Here is a 20,114-nt window from a genome sequence, read left to right as displayed (position 1 = left end):
GGAGTGATTATGTGCTATCATCTTCATATGCCATTGTATATTTTAGGGACATTTACTGAATATCCCTATATAAAGGTATTAGAAACAGAGTATAAAACCCGTTTATTTCAGCAAACCTCTGTTCTTAAGCAATGCATTAATCTGCGGTTCGCGACCACGGAAGTTCTTATACATGGTCATTCCATCATCGATACCACCCGGAGTCAGAATGTATGTACGGAATTTATCTGCCACCTCTTGATTGAAAATATCACCTGTTTCCTTGAAAGCCTGGAATGCATCGGCGTCCAATACTTCAGCCCACATATAGCTATAATATCCGGCAGTATATCCTCCACCCATTGTATGGCTGAAGTTAGTCACACGATAACGCGGATAAATCTGTGACGGAATACCACGTTCTTTCAACTTTTCAGATTCAAACTCCATTACATTCAGATTGGATGGAATCTCTTTCAATACATGCAAGTCCATGTCAGTCAGCGAAGCAGCCAGATATTCTACAGTAGCAAAACCCTGACCGTATTTGGCACTTTCTTCAATTTTCTTCACCAGTTCCATCGGAATCACTTCACCGGTCTTATAATGTTTGGCATACACCTTCAATACTTCCGGTTCGAAAGCCCAGTGCTCGTTAATCTGTGAAGGCAATTCCACGAAATCACGTTCTACATTAGCAACTCCTTCATAATGTACATCGCACATGAAACTATGCAGCGCATGTCCGAATTCGTGGAACATAGTAGTCACATTATCAATATTCTGCAATGCCGGTTTATCCTTGCTGGCTACAGTCATATTGCAGACATTAACCACTACAGGAGCCACTCTTTCATTTCCATTATAAGTCTGTTCTCTGAAACCGGTACACCAAGCCCCCGCTCTCTTTCCGGCACGGGGATAATAATCGCTATAGAAAAGAGCAAGTACTTTACCATCCTTATCAATTACCTCCCACGACTGAGCAGATTTTTCATACACAGGGAACTGGTCGGTACATTCCTTGAAAGTCAGTCCATACAGCTTATTGGCTACATAGAAAATACCTTTCAGTACATTATTTATTTCCAGATATTCCGATACCTGATCTTCATCGATAGCATACTTCGCCTGTTTTGCTCTATCAAGATAATACATATAGTCCCATCCTTCCGGCTCAAAGCTATAACCATCTTTTTTTATTTCGGCACGGATATCATTCAGTTCTTCCTTTGCTTTCTCTACAGCAGGCGTCCACACCTGATTTAATAAATTATATACATTCTCAGGAGTCTTTGCCATACGGGTATCAAGAGCCAAAGAAGCATAATCCTCGTAGCCCATCAGTTTTGCTTTCTGCAAACGCAAAGTAACCAGTTTTCGTGAAATTTCTTTATTATCGTAAGCATTGTTCTGATTACCTCTATTGTAATATGCCTCGTACACACGACGGCGCAAGTCTCTGTTTTCCGCATACTGAAGAACCGGATTACAGCTCGGACGTTGCATATTAAACATCCATTTACCTTTCTGTCCGTTCTCTTCTGCCATCTTTGCAGCAGCAGCAATATTTGCTTCAGGAAGTCCTTTCAACTCTTCCAGTTTGTCCACCACAACAAAAGTATTGTTTGTTTCATGCAGCAGATTCTGCTCAAAAGTAAGCTCAAGCATAGACAACTCAGTGTTCAGTTTACGAAGTTCGGCTTTCTGTTCATCACTCAGTCTGGCACCTCCACGGACAAAACGCTTGTATATATTTTCCAGCAATTTAGTCTGCTCTTTGTCCAATCCATATTTTTTCTGGTTATCATATACCTCTTTTACTTTTGCAAACAAAAGCGGATTCAGATAAATATCATCATAATGTGCAGAGAACAACGGAGACAATTCTTTTTCCAAAGCCCGGGTTTCCTCAGTAGAGTTACTGTTTGAAATAGGACCAAATGTACTCGCTACCTTAGCCAACAGTCTACCACTACGGTCGAGAGCTACGATTGTATTTTCAAAATCAGGCATTGCACGGTTTCGCACAATAGCATTGATTTCCTGTTTTTGTTCTTCCATTCCTTTTAAGAAAGCTTCCCGATAATTATCAATAGATATTTTTTCGAAAGGAGCAATTTCATAAGGAGTTCCATACTTTTCCTGCAAGAAAGGATTCACATTCTGAGCCATACCAGTGCCTCCCATAGCCAATGTAAAAGCTGTAACAAATAAAAATTTCTTCATATTTTATCAATTAAGGTATAATGAAAATCTTATTATCATCAAGCAGAAAACATCTCTCTCTGCTTTTATGATAAAAACTTTAACCGCTCAAAGGTACGAAAAAATATTTATCTTCCGATTTCCATACAGATTAACTTAAAAAAGATACAACATTATCAGTCAGACATTGTAGTCAATTTCTTTTCCTTTTTATACGAAAAAGGTTACATTCCAGCAGCCATATCCACTGAAATGCAACCATATATTTTCTTATAATTAATGCAGCCTATTTACTTCCTACAGGCTTTTTAATACCATCACTCAAAGCACGTTCCTCCATACGGACTATTCTTTTATCCAAATCCGGATGAGTAGAAAACAACTGATTCAAAAAGTTCATATTTTGGGCTCCACTGTCCTCCTGCAATTTCTTCAATTTTTGGAAAGACAAAGCCATAGCCCATGGATTTTTCCCGGCTTTCTTTAAAAATTCATATCCATAATCGTCTGCATCACATTCCTGCTTCTGCGAATAACGTGCATTCACCAATGCTTCCGTCAAAGCCCCAATCTGAGAATCTGTCAGTTCTGCTACTTTACCTCCCTGAGAAGAAATACCGTCCTTCAACGCAGAAGTAAGCAAAGCAGTACGAAACCCTCTCTTCGAATCACGATGCGCTACATGACCTATTTCATGTCCGATTACACCAAGCAGTTCTTCATCAGTCATTATGTCCATCAAAGCAGAAAACACCCGTACACTACCATCAGCACAAGCAAATGCATTTACATCAGTCACATGATACACCTTAAAATTAAGAGGAATACCATCCGCATCTCCTAATCCACTAGTCAGTTTTTTTAATCGGATGGTATATACATTATTATCCGGACAAACCTGATTCTTCGCATCCATCGAAGCAACGTATTCTTTTACATATTCAGCCATCTGCTCATCCGTCAATGTCACAGCCTTTACCAATTTGGCTGCTCCACTCATCATCCGATTAAAATCGAATTGAGCCATTACCGGTACAGACATTACTGTACAAACCAATAAAACAAATACTTTTACAAACACTCTGTCTTTCATAACTATCTATTAAGGGGTTATTTATGCAATTCCTCCGCACCCGACTTTTTCCAGTTCCAGATTCCACCACCAACCGACAGCAATCCGCCCAGTAGAAAGAATCCCCAAAAGCAACCTTCTGATCTCGGGACACAAATCTCTCTTGGCCGCTCCGGATGATACCATACAATTTCCTATTTCTAACCCAACAAACCTCTTAAGATAACTAAAAGTCCTGCTATCCATAGGAAAAAATCATCATTGTGCGGTATGCCATATTAATTAAATATCATATTTATACAAATATAAAACTTTTTCTCTATCTGTATTCATTCCTCAACTATAATATTGTACACTATAAATAAATCAACTACTTTTGTATCCGTATTAAAGGAATCGAACTATGAACACGACTGTATTTATATATCTATTACCAATCTGACACAATCCTAAATCAATTTAATTTAATACAAGTCCCAATTACTATGAGATTCTTATTTCTATTTATTTCATTTTTTCTACTTAACTGTACTTGTCTCATTCAAGCTACAGAACGTATTCAATTATCCGGCATCTGGCGTTTCCAGCTCGATCCTATGGGATTTGGAAAAACTCCTGGTTCTGAACTGTATTTAAGCAAACTGACAGAAACCATCGTTCTTCCGGGAAGCACAGATGAAGGCGGAAAAGGTATCCAGAATTTCGTGTCACATGTTGACCGTCTGTCGCGCAAATTTGAATATTGTGGACAAGCATGGTATCAAAGAGAGGTCGTAATACCCGAAAGCTGGAAAGGAAAAGAAATTATCCTCAATCTGGAACGATGTCATTGGGAAACGGCGGTTTATGTAGATGGAAAACCGATAGCAACCAAGGAAAGATTGTCTACTCCTAACCGTTTCAATCTTACGCAGCAGCTTACTCCAGGCATTCATACATTGACCTTATGCGTAGACAACCGTCTGAAATATCCGATGGACCAATGGAATCATGGTACTACAGAATACACCCAAACCAACTGGAACGGTATAGTAGGCGATTTGTCTTTGCAGGCCATGAATCCGAACTATATATCTAATGTAAAGATTTACACTGACATCGAAAATAAAAAAGTCACTGCCCAAATCTGCTTCGCTCCTTCCAAGTCTTCGGTGAAAGGCAATCTTCTCCTTGAAATAAAAGAAAAAGAGGGCAAGACCATAGCAAGCAAGCCTGTCAAGGTAGTGTTGTCCGACTCTGTTTTCCAGATTGAGGAGACATTGAATATCAATCGTCCAATTGAGTTATGGGATGAATTCAATCCCAGCCTTTACACATTGGATATTCAATGGAGCACTCCATATGGAGAAGAAAACAAAAGCGAACAGTTTGGTTTCAGAAAAATAGAACAAGGAAAACATCACATCCGCCTGAATAATCACGACATTCATCTGCGTGGTGTGCTGGATTGTGCTGTTTTTCCTCTGACCGGCTATCCGGCTACTGATACAGACAGCTGGGAGAAAATCTTCCGTACAATAAAAGAATATGGAATGAACCACGTACGTTTTCATTCCTGGTGTCCACCCCAAGCCGCATTTCATGCAGCAGACCGTCTGGGCCTTTATCTTCAGGTAGAACTTCCGATGTGGATCAAAGATGTAGGAAAATACCCTGCACGACGCCAGTTTTTCGAAGAAGAAATGTATGCGATTCTCAATGAATATGGCAACCACCCTTCTTTCATCCTCATGTGCAACGGTAATGAAAACGAAGGGAACTTCGATGTACTGGAAGATTTAATTATAAAAGGACAGCAATACGACAACCGCCATCTGTACTCTGCATCTACTGCACGTACACACGTCAAAGCGGACCAGTTTTATGTATCTCACCTCACCCACAAAGGATGGATTACTGTATACGAAGGAAAACCTTCTACAGACTGGGACCGCAATGCAGAATCGGACATTGATGTACCGGTTATTGCTCACGAAACCGGACAGCGCTGTATGTACCCCAACTTTGCCGAAATAAGTAAGTATACTGGAGTGTTGGAAGCACGCAATTTTAATGTTTACCGCGAACGGCTGGCACGTAACGGTATGCTTCATCAGGCCGATGATTTCTTCCGTGCTACCGGTGCACACACTGTGTTGCAATACAAGGAAGTCAACGAATCATTATTGAGAACATCCAAGTCGGGAGGTTTCCAATTACTGGGTTTAAGCGATTTCCCTGGTCAGGGAAGTGCCTTTGTGGGCATTCTCGATGCTTTTTGGGAAGACAAAGGTCTTGTATCACCGGAAAAGTTCCGCGAATCATGCGCTCCTACTGTATTGCTGGCACGCATGCCCAAACGAGTTTACAATGAGAACGAAACTTTTACAGCCCAATTGGGTATCTATCACTTTGGCAACAAAGATATAAAACGAGGAAAGGTGAATTGGGCACTGACCGACGAAGCAGGAAGAGAACTGAAAAAAGGAAATCTGTCGCATCAGGCTATTCAGAGTTACACCGTTACTGACTCTCTGGCCAAGATAGATATTCCGTTAGAGGATATTAAGAGTGCCGGAAAATACACACTCCATGTTGCATTAGGTGCTTGTCACAATGAGTGGGATATCTGGGTATACCCTTCGAAAACAGAGGCAAACGAAGAGCATCTATCCTTCACCGAATCGTGGGAAACTGCCAGAAAAATGCTTTCCGAGGGCAAGCAGGTATTGTTTGTACCACAAAGTGCACAAGGACGTAAAACACAGTTTGCCAGCCACTTCTGGAATCCTATCATGTTCAATTGGGATCCGATGATTGTAGGAACACTGATTGAACACACTCACCCTTCTATGGCCGATTTCCCGACTTCATATTACGCAGACTGGCAATGGTGGGATATTCTGAACTATGGTACAGCAATCGACTTGACAGCCTTGTCGTCGGTTACACCTATCATTCAGTCTATCGACACTTATGAAGAAAACCGGAAACTGGGTATAGCGTTCGAGGTAAAAAGCGGTAAGGGAAAACTGTTTGTACTCTGTGCAGACATCCACAAGGACATAGACAAACGTCCGGCTATGAAACAGCTGATGTATTCTATCAAAAACTATGTGGGCTCAGACAGATTCCAACCTCAAAATGAAGTTCCGACTTATATGCTGGATGCTCTGTTCGATACTCATGTACAAAAGAAAAAAGAGAACAACAGTTCCGATGCCATCAACCAGTTATTAAACAAATAGGAAGAGTTGGGTATGAAAGATTCTATAGGTGCTTTCCCTTTGGTATCTGTCATCGAGGATGCCAAGATTTCTTTTTGATAATTATTAAAACTGTTTCTTCTTCAAGAGAAGCAGAAGGTCATCACTTCAAGCCCTGAACTGACATCTTACAAAATGTCAATTCAGGGCTTAAAAAATGAGTGTTTTTCGGACCAAACATCAGGAAGATTACAAATTTGCCCGTTTTTGACCATTTTCCAAATACAATAAGACATCAATTCATTAAAAAATCAAAGCATTTTTCTTATTTCTCATCCAATTAACCTATCATCAGATAGCAATACCATATTACAACAAGGCATTTTATCAGAAGAGAAATCAAACAAAAAGGAGTCGGGTTTACAAACCAATATGTGAAAAAGTGTATAAAATTCGTATAAAACAAGCCATCTGCACCTGTATATACATACAATTAATACCATGCACTTATGTGACAAGTAGCGTGAGTGCACGGTATTAATAGCGTTGGCCGATGATACAAGTATCATCAGCCAACATTACAAGTCATATTTTTTGTTTCTAAAAGTTCTAAAAGAATGCTATACAGCATATTTTAAAGAGTAAATACCACTCCTTTCCCAATCATAAACAGACTTTTTATCGCAAATGCGAGTTAGCAGAAAACACTAAAAACATTCTTTTTGTCAGCATTTATCCATTTTCACTAACTAATCTGTTTTTTCATTACTATGGATTTTAAAGAGTCTGCAAAGCTATTTAAAAGAATTGACTTCCCGGCATATTATTTTAATTAAACAACAATGCACATTCGACAAAATCAAAACGTAATTCCAATGCTAAATAAAAGAAAGCCTAAACAGATATCTGAAATTTTCCGGCACACTCATCCCCAATCATAAATTCCCCATTATATTACAATCAGAAAAAGACAAGCTATTAATATCGTGCAGAACGCATTTTATCCATATTGCTGCGCGCTACAGACAGATATTCTTTAATCAGTTCATTATTCTTAAAAGACTCTGGAGCTTCGTTTACAATTTCCTCCATCACAGGCGTCAGAATAGGATAAGGCAATCCATTGCCAATCATTACAAACACACCGGCACCCAACACATTTTCATAATTTTCCTGAATAAATTCTTTAGCCAACTTATTCATTTCTTCCGACAGTTCGGCGCGGCGTTTTTCTATTTCACTATGAATCAAAGCCGGATCATCTCCATTCATAATCATCTGGCTTTCCATATGCTCTACTTCATAAGCACGATCGTCCAAGGCATTCTTCTGGATAATAAAATCATTGAAACGATTATTCAAGGGAGAACCTTTCACCGTCACTCCGGCATTATCTATCTTGACGTTAATATTTCCTTTTTCAATAACCAACGGCATAATACAGTCATCATCCATATATAATGACGCAAGCACTACTGAGTCTACATTCCCCTCCATTTCGAACAGACCATGTATCACTTCTGCCGAATCAATTTTTACCCATTCCCCATTGGAAGGCACCTTAATATAAAGCATTTTCCCGTCTAACCGAGAAAGAGAAGTATTCCCCTCGATTTTATATTTCTTACTGCAAGAAGCAAAAAATACAGCGCAAAACAGAAAAAGATATAGTCTACCCATTAAATTATGCCATTTTAATTTGTAGAGCAAAGGTAAAATCTTTCGGTTATGCTAAAAAATAAATTATTAAAAATTAAACATAAATAGAGGAATATTACCCTTTTAGCATACCTGCATCGAGATAAATACTTTTTTTTACTATCTTTGCGAATTAAGAAAAGAAAATTTTAACCCAAAATTATACACATAACAAATGAAAAAACTTAAAGTATTAGCACTCGCACTTATCTGCGCAGCCTTTTCACCGGCTAAAGCAGATGAGGGGATGTGGCTTCTCCAGCTGATGCAGGAACAAAACCTGGCAGACAGAATGAAGGCACAAGGATTAAAGATGGATGTGGCCAATATTTACAATCCCAGTCAGATTACACTGAAGGATGCAGTTGGTATTTTCGGCAGAGGATGTACCGGAGAAATCATTTCACCCGACGGTTTGATTCTTACCAATCACCACTGTGGATATGACGCCATCCAGCAACATAGTTCGGTAGAACATGACTACCTGACAGATGGTTTTTGGGCTAAAAACCGTTCTGAAGAACTTCCAACTCCGGGATTGACTTTCAAGTTTGTAGAACGTATTGTTGACATTACTGACAAAGTAAACAGTGATATCAAAAAGGGTAAAGTTACAGAAGCCGAATCTTTTGGAAAGAAATACCTTAACGAATTAGCCGCTGACGAACTGAAAAAAAGCGACTTGAAGAAAGCACCGGGTATCTCTACCCTGGCACTTCCTTTCTACGAAGGAAATAAGTTTTATCTGTTCTACATCAAAACTTACAGCGATATACGTATGGTAGCTGCTCCTCCTTCATCTATCGGTAAGTTTGGTGGAGAAACAGACAACTGGATGTGGCCACGCCATACTTGCGACTTCTCCATGTTCCGTGTATATGCAGACAAAAACGGAAATCCGGCTGAATATAGCAAAGACAACGTTCCTTTGAAAGTGAAAAAGCACCTGACTATTTCATTGAAAGGGCTGCAGGAAGGCGATTATGCCATGATTATGGGATTCCCCGGAAGCACCAGCCGCTATCTGACAGAGAGCGAAGTAAAACTTCGTATGGAAAGTACTAACGTACCACGTATCACTGTACGCGAAGCTCGTCAGAATGTATTACGCGCAGAAATGGCTGCCAGCGATAAAGTACGTATCCAGTATGCCAGCAAGTTTGCCGGTTCAAGCAACTATTGGAAGAACTCTATCGGTATGAACAAGGCTATCGTTGAAAATAAAGTTTTGGAAACAAAAGCAGCACAGGAAGCTAAGTTTGCTGAATTTGCCAAGGCTCAGAACAACGAAGAATATGCAAAAGTAGTTGGACAGATTGACGAATATGTAGCCAATATTGCTCCTTTGCGCAAAGAAGCTACTTACTTCTCTGAAACATTCATGAGCGGTATTGAATTTGGAGCTACTTACCGTACCTTCGCAAATCTGAAGACTGCATTGGAGAAAAACAAGAAAAAAGATATAGAGAAAGCGGTTGCTGCTCTGAAAGAGGAATTCGCAGAAGTACACAATAAAGACTACGATCATGAAGTAGACCGTAAAGTTGCAAAAGTACTGATTCCGCTGTATGCAGAAAAAGTGTCAGCTGAAGCCTTGCCTGCATTCTACGAAACAATCAAGACTCAGTTCAATGGCGACTATAATGCTTATATCGATGCATTGTATAACAACAGTATCTTTGCCAGTGAAAAGAATCTGAATGCATTCCTTGAAAATCCTACAATAGAAGCAATTGATAAAGACCTTGCTGTGGCTTATTCTACAAGTAAGAGCAAGATGTATCAATCACTGATGGACAAGATTTCGGCTGCCAGTGAAAACATCAATCTGTTGCATAAGACTTATGTACGCGGTTTGTGCGAAATGTATGCTCCTACTCCAAAAGCTCCGGATGCAAACTTCACCATCCGTCTGACTTATGGTAATGTAAAATCATACGATCCGAAAGACGGTATCCACTACAAATATTACACTACATTGAAAGGTGTAATGGAAAAAGAAGATCCGAACAATCCGGAATTCGTTGTTCCAGCCAAGTTGAAAGAGTTGTATGCAACCAAGAACTTCGGACGTTATGCATTGCCTAACGGAGAAATGCCTGCTTGTTTCTTGACTACTAACGATATCACAGGCGGTAACTCAGGTTCTCCGGTAATGAATGGTAACGGTGAACTCATCGGATGCGCATTCGACGGAAACTGGGAATCATTGAGTGGCGACATCAACTTCGATAATAACTTGCAGCGTTGTATTGCAGTAGACATCCGTTATGTATTGTTTATTGTAGAAAAGCTGGGAGGTTGCAAGAACCTTATCGATGAAATGACAATTGTAGAATAATATCAATTATATTCAAAAGCGCAAGGTTGCACTACTCTAAAGTACGCATCTTTGCGCTTTTTATTTAATAACAACATTATATGAGAAAGGCACTTATTTTATCTTTAATCAGCGCATTCGCAGGATTTCATGCACATGCAGACGAAGGTATGTGGATGCTTACGGACCTGAAACAGCAGAATGCAGCTGTGATGCAGGATTTGGGGTTGGATTTAAGCATTGACCAAGTGTACAGTCCGGATGGTATCAGCCTGAAAGATGCTGTGGTACACTTCGGAGGAGGATGTACCGGAGAAATCATTTCTGCCGAAGGTCTGGTACTGACAAATCATCATTGCGGATATGGATACATCCAACAGCACAGTTCGGTAGAGCACGATTATCTGACTGATGGTTTTTGGGCAATGACCCGCGAACAGGAACTTCCTTGCGAAGGACTGACCGTTACCTTCATCGACCGTATCTTGGATGTAACCGAATACGTACAGGATTGTCTGAAAAAAGACAAAGATCCTGAAGGATTGAACTATCTTTCTCCCTCGTATCTGGAAACCGTGGCCAAACGCTTTGCAAAGAAAGAAAAAATCAAAACCGACGATTTTACAGTATTGGAGCTGAAACCTTTCTACGGAGCAAACAAATATTATCTGTTTGTAAAAACAGTATACAAAGACATCCGTATGGTAGGTGCACCTCCTTCTTCTATCGGAAAGTTTGGTGCAGATACAGACAACTGGATGTGGCCACGTCATTGCGGCGACTTCTCTATCTTCCGTATCTATGCATCAAAAGACGGTAAACCGGCTACTTACAATGCGAAAAACGTACCTTTAAAGGTAAAGAAACACATTGCCATTAATCTGAAAGGGGTGAAAGAAGGTGACTTTACTTTTGTAATGGGATTCCCCGGACGCAACTGGAGATATATGATTAGCGACGAAGTGGAAGAACGCATGCAGACTACCAACTTTATGCGCGATACCGTACGTGGTGTACGCCTGCGTGCTTTGGGTGAAGAAATGCAGAAAGATGCAAAAACACGTATTCAGTATGCAGCCAAATATGCTTCATCGGCAAACTACTGGAAGAATGCAATCGGTATGAACGAAGGCTTGATTAAGCTGAAAGTGCTCGACAAAAAGAAGGAACAGCAGGAAAAACTGTTGGCTTTCGGACGAGAAACAGGAGACAACAGCTACGAACAGGCTTATCAAAGCATCAAAGACATTGTTGCCAAACGCTACAATGCCGTATACCACCAGCAGGCTATCTATGAAGCTCTGATGTTAGGTACAGAATTCTCAAAGATTCCTGATACGCAAGCATTGCAAGATGCTCTGGAAAAAGGTAATAAGAAAGATATACGTAAAGCTGTGAAAGGGTTGCAGGAAGCAGGAAAGAAATTCTTCAACAAAGATTATAGCGCTGCAGTAGACCGCAAAGTATCCAAACAACTGATAGCTCTCTACGCTCGTCTGGTTCCGGCAGAACAGCATATCAGCATTTTCCAGACAATCAACAAACAGTTTGGAGGAAATACAGATGCATTTGTAGATGCCTGCTTCGACCAGTCTATTTTCAGAAGTGCAGAAGCATGGGAAAAGTATCTTGCAAACCCAGACATCGAAACTCTGAAAAACGATTTGATGATTCAATATGCCCGTTCGGTATCGGAAGGCTATAAAGCAACTTCTGAAGAAATGAAGGCAGAAACCAACGCTTACAACCGGGCTCATAAAACATGGGTAGCCGGTATGTTGAAATTGAAAAAGCACGAAGGAACTCCGGTATATCCTGATGCCAACTCTACGCTACGTCTGACTTATGGTAAAATTGGTTCTTATGAACCAGCTGATGGTAAAGAATACCTTTACTATACTACCTTGAAAGGAGTAATGGAAAAAGAAGATCCGAACAATCCGGAATTCGTAGTACCGGCCAAGCTGAAAGAACTGTACGAAAAGAAAGACTTTGGAGAATATGCCATGCCAGATGGAAGAATGCCTATCTGTTTTGTTACAGGCACAGACAATACAGGAGGCAACTCGGGTTCACCGGTATTCAACTCAAAAGGAGAACTTATCGGTACAGGTTTCGACCGCAATTACGAAGGTTTGACAGGAGATATCGCCTACAACCCGCAGTTACAACGTGCCGCATGTGTAGATATTCGCTATACATTGTTTATCATCGACAAATTTGCAGGAGCCAAACACCTGATTGATGAAATGACAATTATCCGTTAATCGGAGCAAAGAGTCACTATAAAAAAGAATCTGCCTTCGTATACACCGAAAGCAGATTCTTTTTTTATGAATATTAAAATCCGTCTTACTTAGACACTTTCATTGATAATTTCTCAAGGAAATACACCATAAAGAAACCTACCAACATTAATACAACTGCTTCTACAATATACTGATTAGGAAGTATATTATTTTCAATCATCAAATCATGACCATCTACTACTGTAGTAATTTGTTCTTTCCAAGGCCATACTTTATTGAGTGAACCCAACATAAAACCAGATAATACAGCCAAAGTAATATTACGGACATGTTTCAATGCATACGACAAAACACGTGAGAAAGAGGTAATACCTACCACAGCACCAGCACCAAATACTGCAATAATCACAAGATCCAATGTCTTCACAGCATCCATTATGAAGAAATATTTACCCAGCAGCACCAAGATAAAGCTTCCCGATATACCTGGTAAAATCATGGCACAGATAGCAATAGCACCACACAAAAAGATAAACCATAAATACGATGGAGTTTCTGCCGGAGTTGCTACTGTAATATAGAAAGCTACTACTACTCCCACAACAAAACCTAAGATAGTCTTCCAGTTCCATCCTTTAATATCTTTTGCTACAAACCATGTAGAGGCCAGCACCAGGCCAAAGAAGAATGACCACACCAAAATAGGATGTTCAACAAGCAGCCAGGTTATAATTTTTGCCAACGAAAAGACACTGATACCGATACCCAGCAGTATAGAGAAAAGAAAATTGCCGTTTATCATCTTCCAGAAAGCAGCAAACTTTCCTGTAAAAAATAATTTCAGACTCTTCCCATTGATACTTTTAATCGAATTGATCAATTCATCATAAATACCTACAATAAAGGCAATAGTTCCTCCAGAAACTCCAGGAACCACATCGGCAGCCCCCATACCCATTCCTTTCAGAACAAGAAATGCATAGTCTTTTAAACCTCGTTCCATTTTTATTTTCTTAACCTATTAATAATCTGTGGCTACAAAGTAAAATAAAAAAATTCGGCCAATAAATATAAAATGAAAAAAAAGCACTTTATCTGACCTTTTTAAATGAACATTTTCGAATTTGCCGTTGTTATCTATACATATTCTAAATAGCAACAAGTATGAAAAGAAGATTTATTACAGGCATAGTTGCCATTTTATGCGCTACATTTTATTTAAAAGCACAACCCAATAACTATAAAGAAACAATATCACAAATAGAAAATAATACCAATATGGAAACAACATTCAAAGGAACTCACGTAAATTTAGCAGGAAAATTTATTGAAGTAGGAGCCACTGCTCCAGATTTCTCATTAGTAAAAGGGGATTTAAGCAGTTTATCATTACACGACGTTAAAGGCAAGAACATAGTACTTAACATATTCCCAAGTATGGATACCGGAGTATGTGCTGCATCTGTACGCAAGTTCAATGAACTGGCTACGCAAATGCCCAATACAGTAGTATTAGCTATTTCGAAAGACCTGCCTTTTGCACAAAGTCGTTTTTGCACGGCTGAAGGCATAGAAAATGTAATTTCACTGTCCGACTTCCGTTATACATCAGACTTTGGCAAAGAATATGGTGTTTTAATGACAGATGGTCCGCTTTGCGGATTATTGGCTCGTGCAGTAGTCATCATCAATCCGGAAGGTAAGGTAATCTACACCGAACTGGTTCCAGAAATCACACAAGAGCCTAATTACGATGCAGCATTAGCCGCAATACAGAAATAATAAAAAACTAAATAAGTTAGGGTGAGCAAAATGCTTCCCTAACTTATTTAGTTTATATCCATATCAGTCTGTCGGTACTTCCTTATTGTTATTTATCAAACAAATAAAGAGTCTGACATTCTTCCCATGTCAGCTTATGAGCATCTTTCCACCATAATGGATTATCCAGATTACAGAAATCATGGTTCTCCTGCATTCTCTGATTAAGCAATGCTTTATAAGTCTGAGTTTTTTCTTTTTCCGTCTCTGCCAGATTCACCAATTCTCCCGGATCATTCTTCAAATCAAAAAGTTGCTCTGTAATCTTACCTTCTACATTATAAATAATGTATTTGTAATTCTCCTTAAGAAGCGCACGCTGCTGATTTGAATAAATAAAAAACAGATCCTCTCTATGCTGTACAGTACTATCATCCAAAACAGGTTTCAAAGAACGCCCTGTTACAGATGAAGGAATTTCTACCCCTACCAGTTCGCATAAAGTAGGATATAAATCATACAAATAACATAAAGCATCTGTTTTTCTTCCTTGCTGTGGCTTACGCGGATCAATAATCAGCATGGGTACCCCTACACTATGATCGTACAGACTCTGTTTACCTATCAACCCGTTCTGTCCCATAGCCAATCCATTGTCCGAAGCAAATACAATAATTGTATTTTCACGGTTTCCGCTTTCATCCAAAGCCTCCAGTACCCTGCCAATCTGTACATCCACTTCGCTCACCATACCGTAATACAAAGCCAACTCGTGTTTCAACTGTTCAGGAGTACGAGGAGCAGGCAACACCATTTCATCACGAATCTGTAATTCCCCATTATCAAATGGATGCTCAGGCAAGAAATTATCCGGAACAGAGACGTCACCATCCAAATACTTCTTTCCATAATCAGGCAAAGAGATACGAGGATCGTGGGGAGAAGTAAATGCCACATAAGCCATAAAAGGCTGCTTGTTATCAGAAGTACTGTTCAGGAAGTCTACTGCAGCATCTGCAAACATTTTGGAAGAAAACTCCTTTCCCACAAACGGTTCTTCATCAAATTTCCCTTCCGGATCATAATGGTGCAAACGAGGCTCACAATGCCCATTCATCTCATAAGGATGCATTCCACCAAAGAATATATTTTCACCTTCGGAAAACGACCGTCCGAAAGAAGCCTTGTCTGCATGCCATTTTCCCGTAGCAAATGTACGGTATCCATTCTTTTGCAACTGTTCGGGCAAAGTAATCTGATTTTCCGGTATTTTCATACCGTCACTTTGTACCTCGAATACTCCACGCCCCGTCATCAGCATAGCCCGACTAGGCATAGACAATGCTCCACATAAAGCTCCATTCGTATAAGTACGCGTAAAATTCACCCCCTCATGAACCAACTTATCAATATTAGGAGTATACACATCTTTATTTCCCAATGCAGCAATGGCATCGCTCTGCATATCATCTACCAGAATAAACAAGATATTAGGTTTATCCGATTTCTGTTCCTGGCAGGAAGTTAAGGCTGTCAATGCCAAAGACACAGACAGCAAAGATTTCATTTTCATAAGTATATATATTAATTGATTTCTATTTCGTCTACAAAAAGGAAAGGCGGTTGTCCGGCTCCCGAATGTCCTTCGGGCAAAGCCTCAAAACCACGAGCTACGACTTTGATAAAACGTGCTTGCGTTTCAGAGAAATTCAAAGTCAGATTTTCTATTTTCTTTCCCTGCATCTTAGCCTCCGGAGCTTTATAAGTATTTTCTGTCAGCAAGGTGAAGTCTTCCCCATTATCCGATGCATAAATCTCGACCTTGCTGATACCCATGATATACGACCCCATATCTGTGAGGGAAGATAAAACAACCTGTGTCACATTTTGTTTCTCTTCCATATCGATCACCGCTTCCATCGGTTTGCCCAGATAACCTACCCACATTCCGGTAGTATGAAACGGCTGACTCCGTACTCCATCCACCAATACCTTTCCGTTTTCTCCGGCATAACGTGTTTCAGGAGTTGTCTGCAAAGTAATTTTCTTAAAAGTAGCCTTGTTTACCTTCACCTCTTTCTGAAGCAAATCACTGCACAATCCAGAAGGAGTATAGGCTACAGCCTTCAACGTACAACTTTCTTCTATACCAATAGGCGACTGATACACTTGTGAATTTTTATCGGGCACAGTACCATCGAGCGTATAATAAATAGTACTTCCTTCCACACTGTTCAGCGTGACAAAAAGCTGATTCTTTTCTGCATCGGGAGCATAAGAGGCCTTTATCCCAAAGAAATGAGGAGCATATCCAAATCCCATCTTTTCATAAATCTCAAGCATATGTGGAAGACGATTCAAAAAGTCTGCATATCCTCCCCTGCGACTTCCGGTCCATGTGACCTCAGAAAAGGCTGCCAAACGCGGCAACATCATATAATCCAGCAGCTGATCATTGTCCACATGCGAAGTCCATAGGCAAGCTTCGGCACCCAAGACCAGCGTATCCCGACCGGCAACACTTTCCGGCAAAACAAGTGGAGCTTCATAAACGGTCTGCATCGGCAATAATCCTCCGGTAGACAGAGGCTCGTTAGCCGCATCTTCCGCCTGGCAATTGTTGAAATAAAAATGACCAGTCGACGAGAATATTACCGGATGACCTTTTTTCAAAGCTTTAAATCCCTGATTTAATCCTCTCCACGACATAATAATAGTAGAAGGATCTATATTGTCCGACAGAACTTCGTCCCAACCTACCATTTGTCTTCCCAAAGTTTTAAGATAAGCAGCCATCTGCACATTAAATTCCCCTTGCAGCAAATCTTCGGCCGACTGTTCTTGAGTCGCTTTTAAATGATATTTTTTTATGGCAGCCTGGCAATCCGGGCATTGTTTCCAGCGATCTCTAGGGACTTCATCTCCTCCGATATGTATATAGGGAGAAGGGAATAACGTTGCCACCTCAGACAGTACATCCTTGGCAAACTGATAAGAAAAATCTTTTCCCATACATAGTACATCCTTGTGCACTCCCCCTTTATCTGTTGTCATTGTGTAAGGACCTCCAGTACAACCTAACTGAGGGTATGCAACCAGTGCGGCTGTAGTATGTCCCGGCAAATCGATCTCAGGAACTACTGTAATAAAACGCTGCTTGGCATACGAAATCACATCCTTTATCTCTTCCTGTGTATAGAATTCTTTACTCACTTCTGTCAGTTTGGGATACTTCTTTACTTCCATACGCCATCCCTGATCGTCGGTAAGATGCCAATGGAAATAATTCAAGCGATGAACAGCCAGCAAATCAATGAAACGTTTCACTTGCTCTACAGTAAAGAAATGACGGCTTACATCCAGCATTGCTCCTCTGTACTTCATTTCCGGACCATCCTCTATATCAACCGCAGGCAGTGTAAAAGGTGCTTGCTTTTGCAGTAGCAAAGATTGATTTAACACCTGAAGCGCATAAAAAGCACCTGCAGCATCGGCAGCTTCAATACGCACCTCATCGGCATTTACATGCAACCGGAATCCCTCGGAAGGCAATTCAGAATTATGCTTTAAAAGAACTGTAGAAGCCGATGAAGAACTGCCGACCACAGCCAAAGTATCTCCTGTCAGTTTCCTCAGACTGCTGTTGAATACAGAAATTCCTGCCTGCCAGTCTTTTAGTTCAGACGGTATTACAATTTCAGTTTCTTCGGTCAACACAAACGGATTTCCCCCTTTTACATTCATAGACAAAGCCTTGGGAATTTCTATATAAGATGGTTTTTCCTTTTCGGAAACACAACTTAATGTAAGCAGGCATCCCGCAGCACACAATACCCCTCTAAAGATGTCTCGTTTTTTCATAATATCTATTAAAAATTTCTATTTACATATACTGCCTGTATTGGCAGCACTATCTATTTAACAACTATAACTCCCCTACTACGCATCCGTATACATAAAATAATTCATGACCGACGAATTTCATCCATCAATAAGCATGGATTATGTCATAAATATCCACAGACAATCAACGCCGCCGGCTTTATAACCGACACCGCTGATTGTGAAGACGACGGTGCCGGCTATAAAGCCGACGGCGTTGAATGAAGGCTATTTCCCGTATCGGAATCATATACAACCATAGCCTGTATTTATTCTTTCCGGATCAGACGAAAGACCAATCCTTTATTTTATCATCTGAAACTGTTCTATCAGCGAAGTGGCATTTGCCGTAAACAAGCGGGCTGCAATTGCCAACAGGATGATACCGAAAAACTTACGTACCACATAAATTCCTCCTTTTCCCAGAATACGCTCAATACGGTCTGTCATTTTCAATACTATATATACCCAACCCATATTCAGAAGCAAGGCTAAAATGATATTAATGGATGCATACTCTGCACGCAACGACAACAAAGTAGTAAACGAACCGGCACCCGCCAGCAACGGGAAGACCAGAGGCACCAATGTGGCTTCCTGGATAGGTCCCGTATTCTTGAAAATCTCAATATCCAGAATCATTTCAAGTGCCATCAGAAACAACACTACAGAACCGGCTATGGCAAACGAAGCAATATCTACCTGAAACAGTTTCAGCATCATATCACCTGCAAAAAAGAATCCAAGCAATAAAGCCAAGGCTATTAATGTAGCCTTCAACGCATTGACCGAACGCCCCTTTTGCTTTAAGTCCAAGATAATAGGAATTGCACCTATAATATCCAATACGGCAAACAGCACAATAAATGCACTTATCAATTCCTGAAAATCAAATCCAGCCATAATTTTTTATCCTTAAAAATGAATCACACAAAGTTATTCAAAATTTTAATCTTCCAAAACAAAGAAACAATATTATCAGACGGTAAGAAACAATAAAAAAATAAAAAACGTCACCTATAATAAAAAGAATATCTAATTTTGTGTGTTAAAAGATAACTTAATAAAGTTAACGTTTTATGGAAATAACCATGTATGACAAACTCTTGCAGCTCCCTCTGTTCCAAGGGTTATGTCAAGAAGACTTTACCTCTATATTGGAAAAAGTCAGATTCGAGTTTAACAAATATCCGGCCGGAAGTTGCATAGCTCAACAGGGAAAAGCCTGCAAACAGCTCATTTTTATACTTCAGGGAACCGTTTATGCAAAGTCCATAGACAACGAACACGGGTATGTTTTATATGAAACCTTCGACAGTCCGCAGGTTATAGAGCCTTATTCCCTGTTCGGTATGTTTCCTCAATATACGGCTTCTTATCATGCCCAGACAGATATCAGTACCGTTTCGTTCAACAAATCGTATGTTTTGTCGGAACTGAACAAATATGAGATCTTCCAGTTGAACTACCTCAACGTAATAAGCAACCGGGCTCAGAACGTATATCGTAAACTGTGGGATACTCACATTGGAAATACGGCTGAAAAAATAACCAACTTCCTGCAATTACGCTGTACCAAGCCTGCAGGAGAAAAGACATTGCAAATCAAAATGGAAGACCTTGCTACGTTGATTGACGATACACGAATCAACGTATCAAAAGTACTGAACAAATTTCAGGAAGAAGGACTTATACAACTGAAACGTAAGGAAATACACATTCCGGCATTGGAAAAATTAATTGAACAATATACTTAATAC

Annotated in this window: 12 protein-coding genes; 5 read left to right on the top strand and 7 right to left on the bottom strand. The window is 40.0% G+C overall.

The genetic code is table 11. From position 1 onward, the window contains the following. Positions 1 to 102: 102 nt before the first annotated feature. Together WKU26_RS08835 and WKU26_RS08830 are read right to left on the bottom strand one after the other, a co-directional pair. Positions 103 to 2,208: a M3 family metallopeptidase gene (locus tag WKU26_RS08835; RefSeq protein ID WP_445323231.1), complete on the bottom strand. Its 2,106-nt coding sequence runs from the start codon at positions 2,206 to 2,208 to the stop codon at positions 103 to 105. Between the two features lie 265 nt (positions 2,209 to 2,473). Continuing rightward, positions 2,474 to 3,280: a M48 family metallopeptidase gene (locus WKU26_RS08830; RefSeq protein WP_340321697.1), complete on the bottom strand. Its 807-nt coding sequence runs from the start codon at positions 3,278 to 3,280 to the stop codon at positions 2,474 to 2,476. Positions 3,281 to 3,744: 464 nt separating this feature from the next. Between WKU26_RS08830 and WKU26_RS08825 the strand changes: the two genes are divergently transcribed. After that, the gene (locus tag WKU26_RS08825; protein WP_340321696.1) at positions 3,745 to 6,486 is read left to right on the top strand and encodes a sugar-binding domain-containing protein; all 2,742 of its coding nucleotides are present in this window, start codon (positions 3,745 to 3,747) and stop codon (positions 6,484 to 6,486) included. 936 nt (positions 6,487 to 7,422) lie between these two features. Here WKU26_RS08825 and WKU26_RS08820 read toward each other — a convergent pair. Continuing rightward, complete coding sequence (locus tag WKU26_RS08820) at positions 7,423 to 8,124, bottom strand: DUF4369 domain-containing protein (protein WP_340321695.1); 702 nt, start codon at positions 8,122 to 8,124, stop codon at positions 7,423 to 7,425. Positions 8,125 to 8,317: 193 nt separating this feature from the next. On the opposite strand from WKU26_RS08820, the gene WKU26_RS08815 reads away from it, so the two are divergent. Together WKU26_RS08815 and WKU26_RS08810 are read left to right on the top strand one after the other, a co-directional pair. Next, positions 8,318 to 10,483 carry a S46 family peptidase gene (locus WKU26_RS08815; protein WP_340321694.1) on the top strand — a complete coding sequence of 722 codons (2,166 nt, stop codon included), beginning with the start codon at positions 8,318 to 8,320 and terminating at the stop codon, positions 10,481 to 10,483. A gap of 80 nt (positions 10,484 to 10,563) precedes the next feature. Further along, entirely contained in the window at positions 10,564 to 12,729 is a 2,166-nt protein-coding gene (locus tag WKU26_RS08810) for a S46 family peptidase (protein WP_340321693.1), read from the top strand. 85 nt (positions 12,730 to 12,814) lie between these two features. Here the strand turns inward: WKU26_RS08810 and WKU26_RS08805 are convergent, their stop codons facing one another. Further along, on the bottom strand, positions 12,815 to 13,714 hold the full coding sequence (locus WKU26_RS08805) for a DUF368 domain-containing protein (protein ID WP_340321692.1): 900 nt from the start codon (positions 13,712 to 13,714) through the stop codon (positions 12,815 to 12,817). A 275-nt stretch (positions 13,715 to 13,989) separates the two neighbouring features. On the opposite strand from WKU26_RS08805, the gene tpx reads away from it, so the two are divergent. Continuing rightward, positions 13,990 to 14,493: a thiol peroxidase gene (gene tpx, locus WKU26_RS08800; RefSeq protein WP_178266205.1), complete on the top strand. Its 504-nt coding sequence runs from the start codon at positions 13,990 to 13,992 to the stop codon at positions 14,491 to 14,493. Positions 14,494 to 14,581: 88 nt separating this feature from the next. Here the strand turns inward: tpx and WKU26_RS08795 are convergent, their stop codons facing one another. The 3 genes from WKU26_RS08795 to WKU26_RS08785 all read right to left on the bottom strand — a co-directional run bounded on the left by WKU26_RS08795 (position 14,582) and on the right by WKU26_RS08785 (position 19,260). Further along, positions 14,582 to 16,045 carry a sulfatase-like hydrolase/transferase gene (locus WKU26_RS08795; protein WP_340321691.1) on the bottom strand — a complete coding sequence of 488 codons (1,464 nt, stop codon included), beginning with the start codon at positions 16,043 to 16,045 and terminating at the stop codon, positions 14,582 to 14,584. Positions 16,046 to 16,056: 11 nt separating this feature from the next. After that, positions 16,057 to 18,333: a glycoside hydrolase family 20 protein gene (locus WKU26_RS08790; protein ID WP_340321690.1), complete on the bottom strand. Its 2,277-nt coding sequence runs from the start codon at positions 18,331 to 18,333 to the stop codon at positions 16,057 to 16,059. 324 nt (positions 18,334 to 18,657) lie between these two features. After that, positions 18,658 to 19,260, bottom strand: coding sequence for a MarC family protein (locus WKU26_RS08785; protein ID WP_178266203.1), 603 nt, complete (start codon positions 19,258 to 19,260; stop codon positions 18,658 to 18,660). Positions 19,261 to 19,433: 173 nt separating this feature from the next. On the opposite strand from WKU26_RS08785, the gene WKU26_RS08780 reads away from it, so the two are divergent. After that, positions 19,434 to 20,111, top strand: coding sequence for a Crp/Fnr family transcriptional regulator (locus WKU26_RS08780; protein ID WP_178266199.1), 678 nt, complete (start codon positions 19,434 to 19,436; stop codon positions 20,109 to 20,111). Positions 20,112 to 20,114: the final 3 nt, after the last annotated feature.

The organism is Phocaeicola sp. HCN-40430, from assembly GCF_037890285.1.
In the GTDB taxonomy this organism is placed as follows: Bacteria; Bacteroidota; Bacteroidia; order Bacteroidales; family Bacteroidaceae; genus Phocaeicola; species Phocaeicola acetigenes.
The sequence above is the reverse complement of the archived record's forward strand: the minus strand, read 5'-3'. Positions and strand labels throughout refer to the sequence as shown.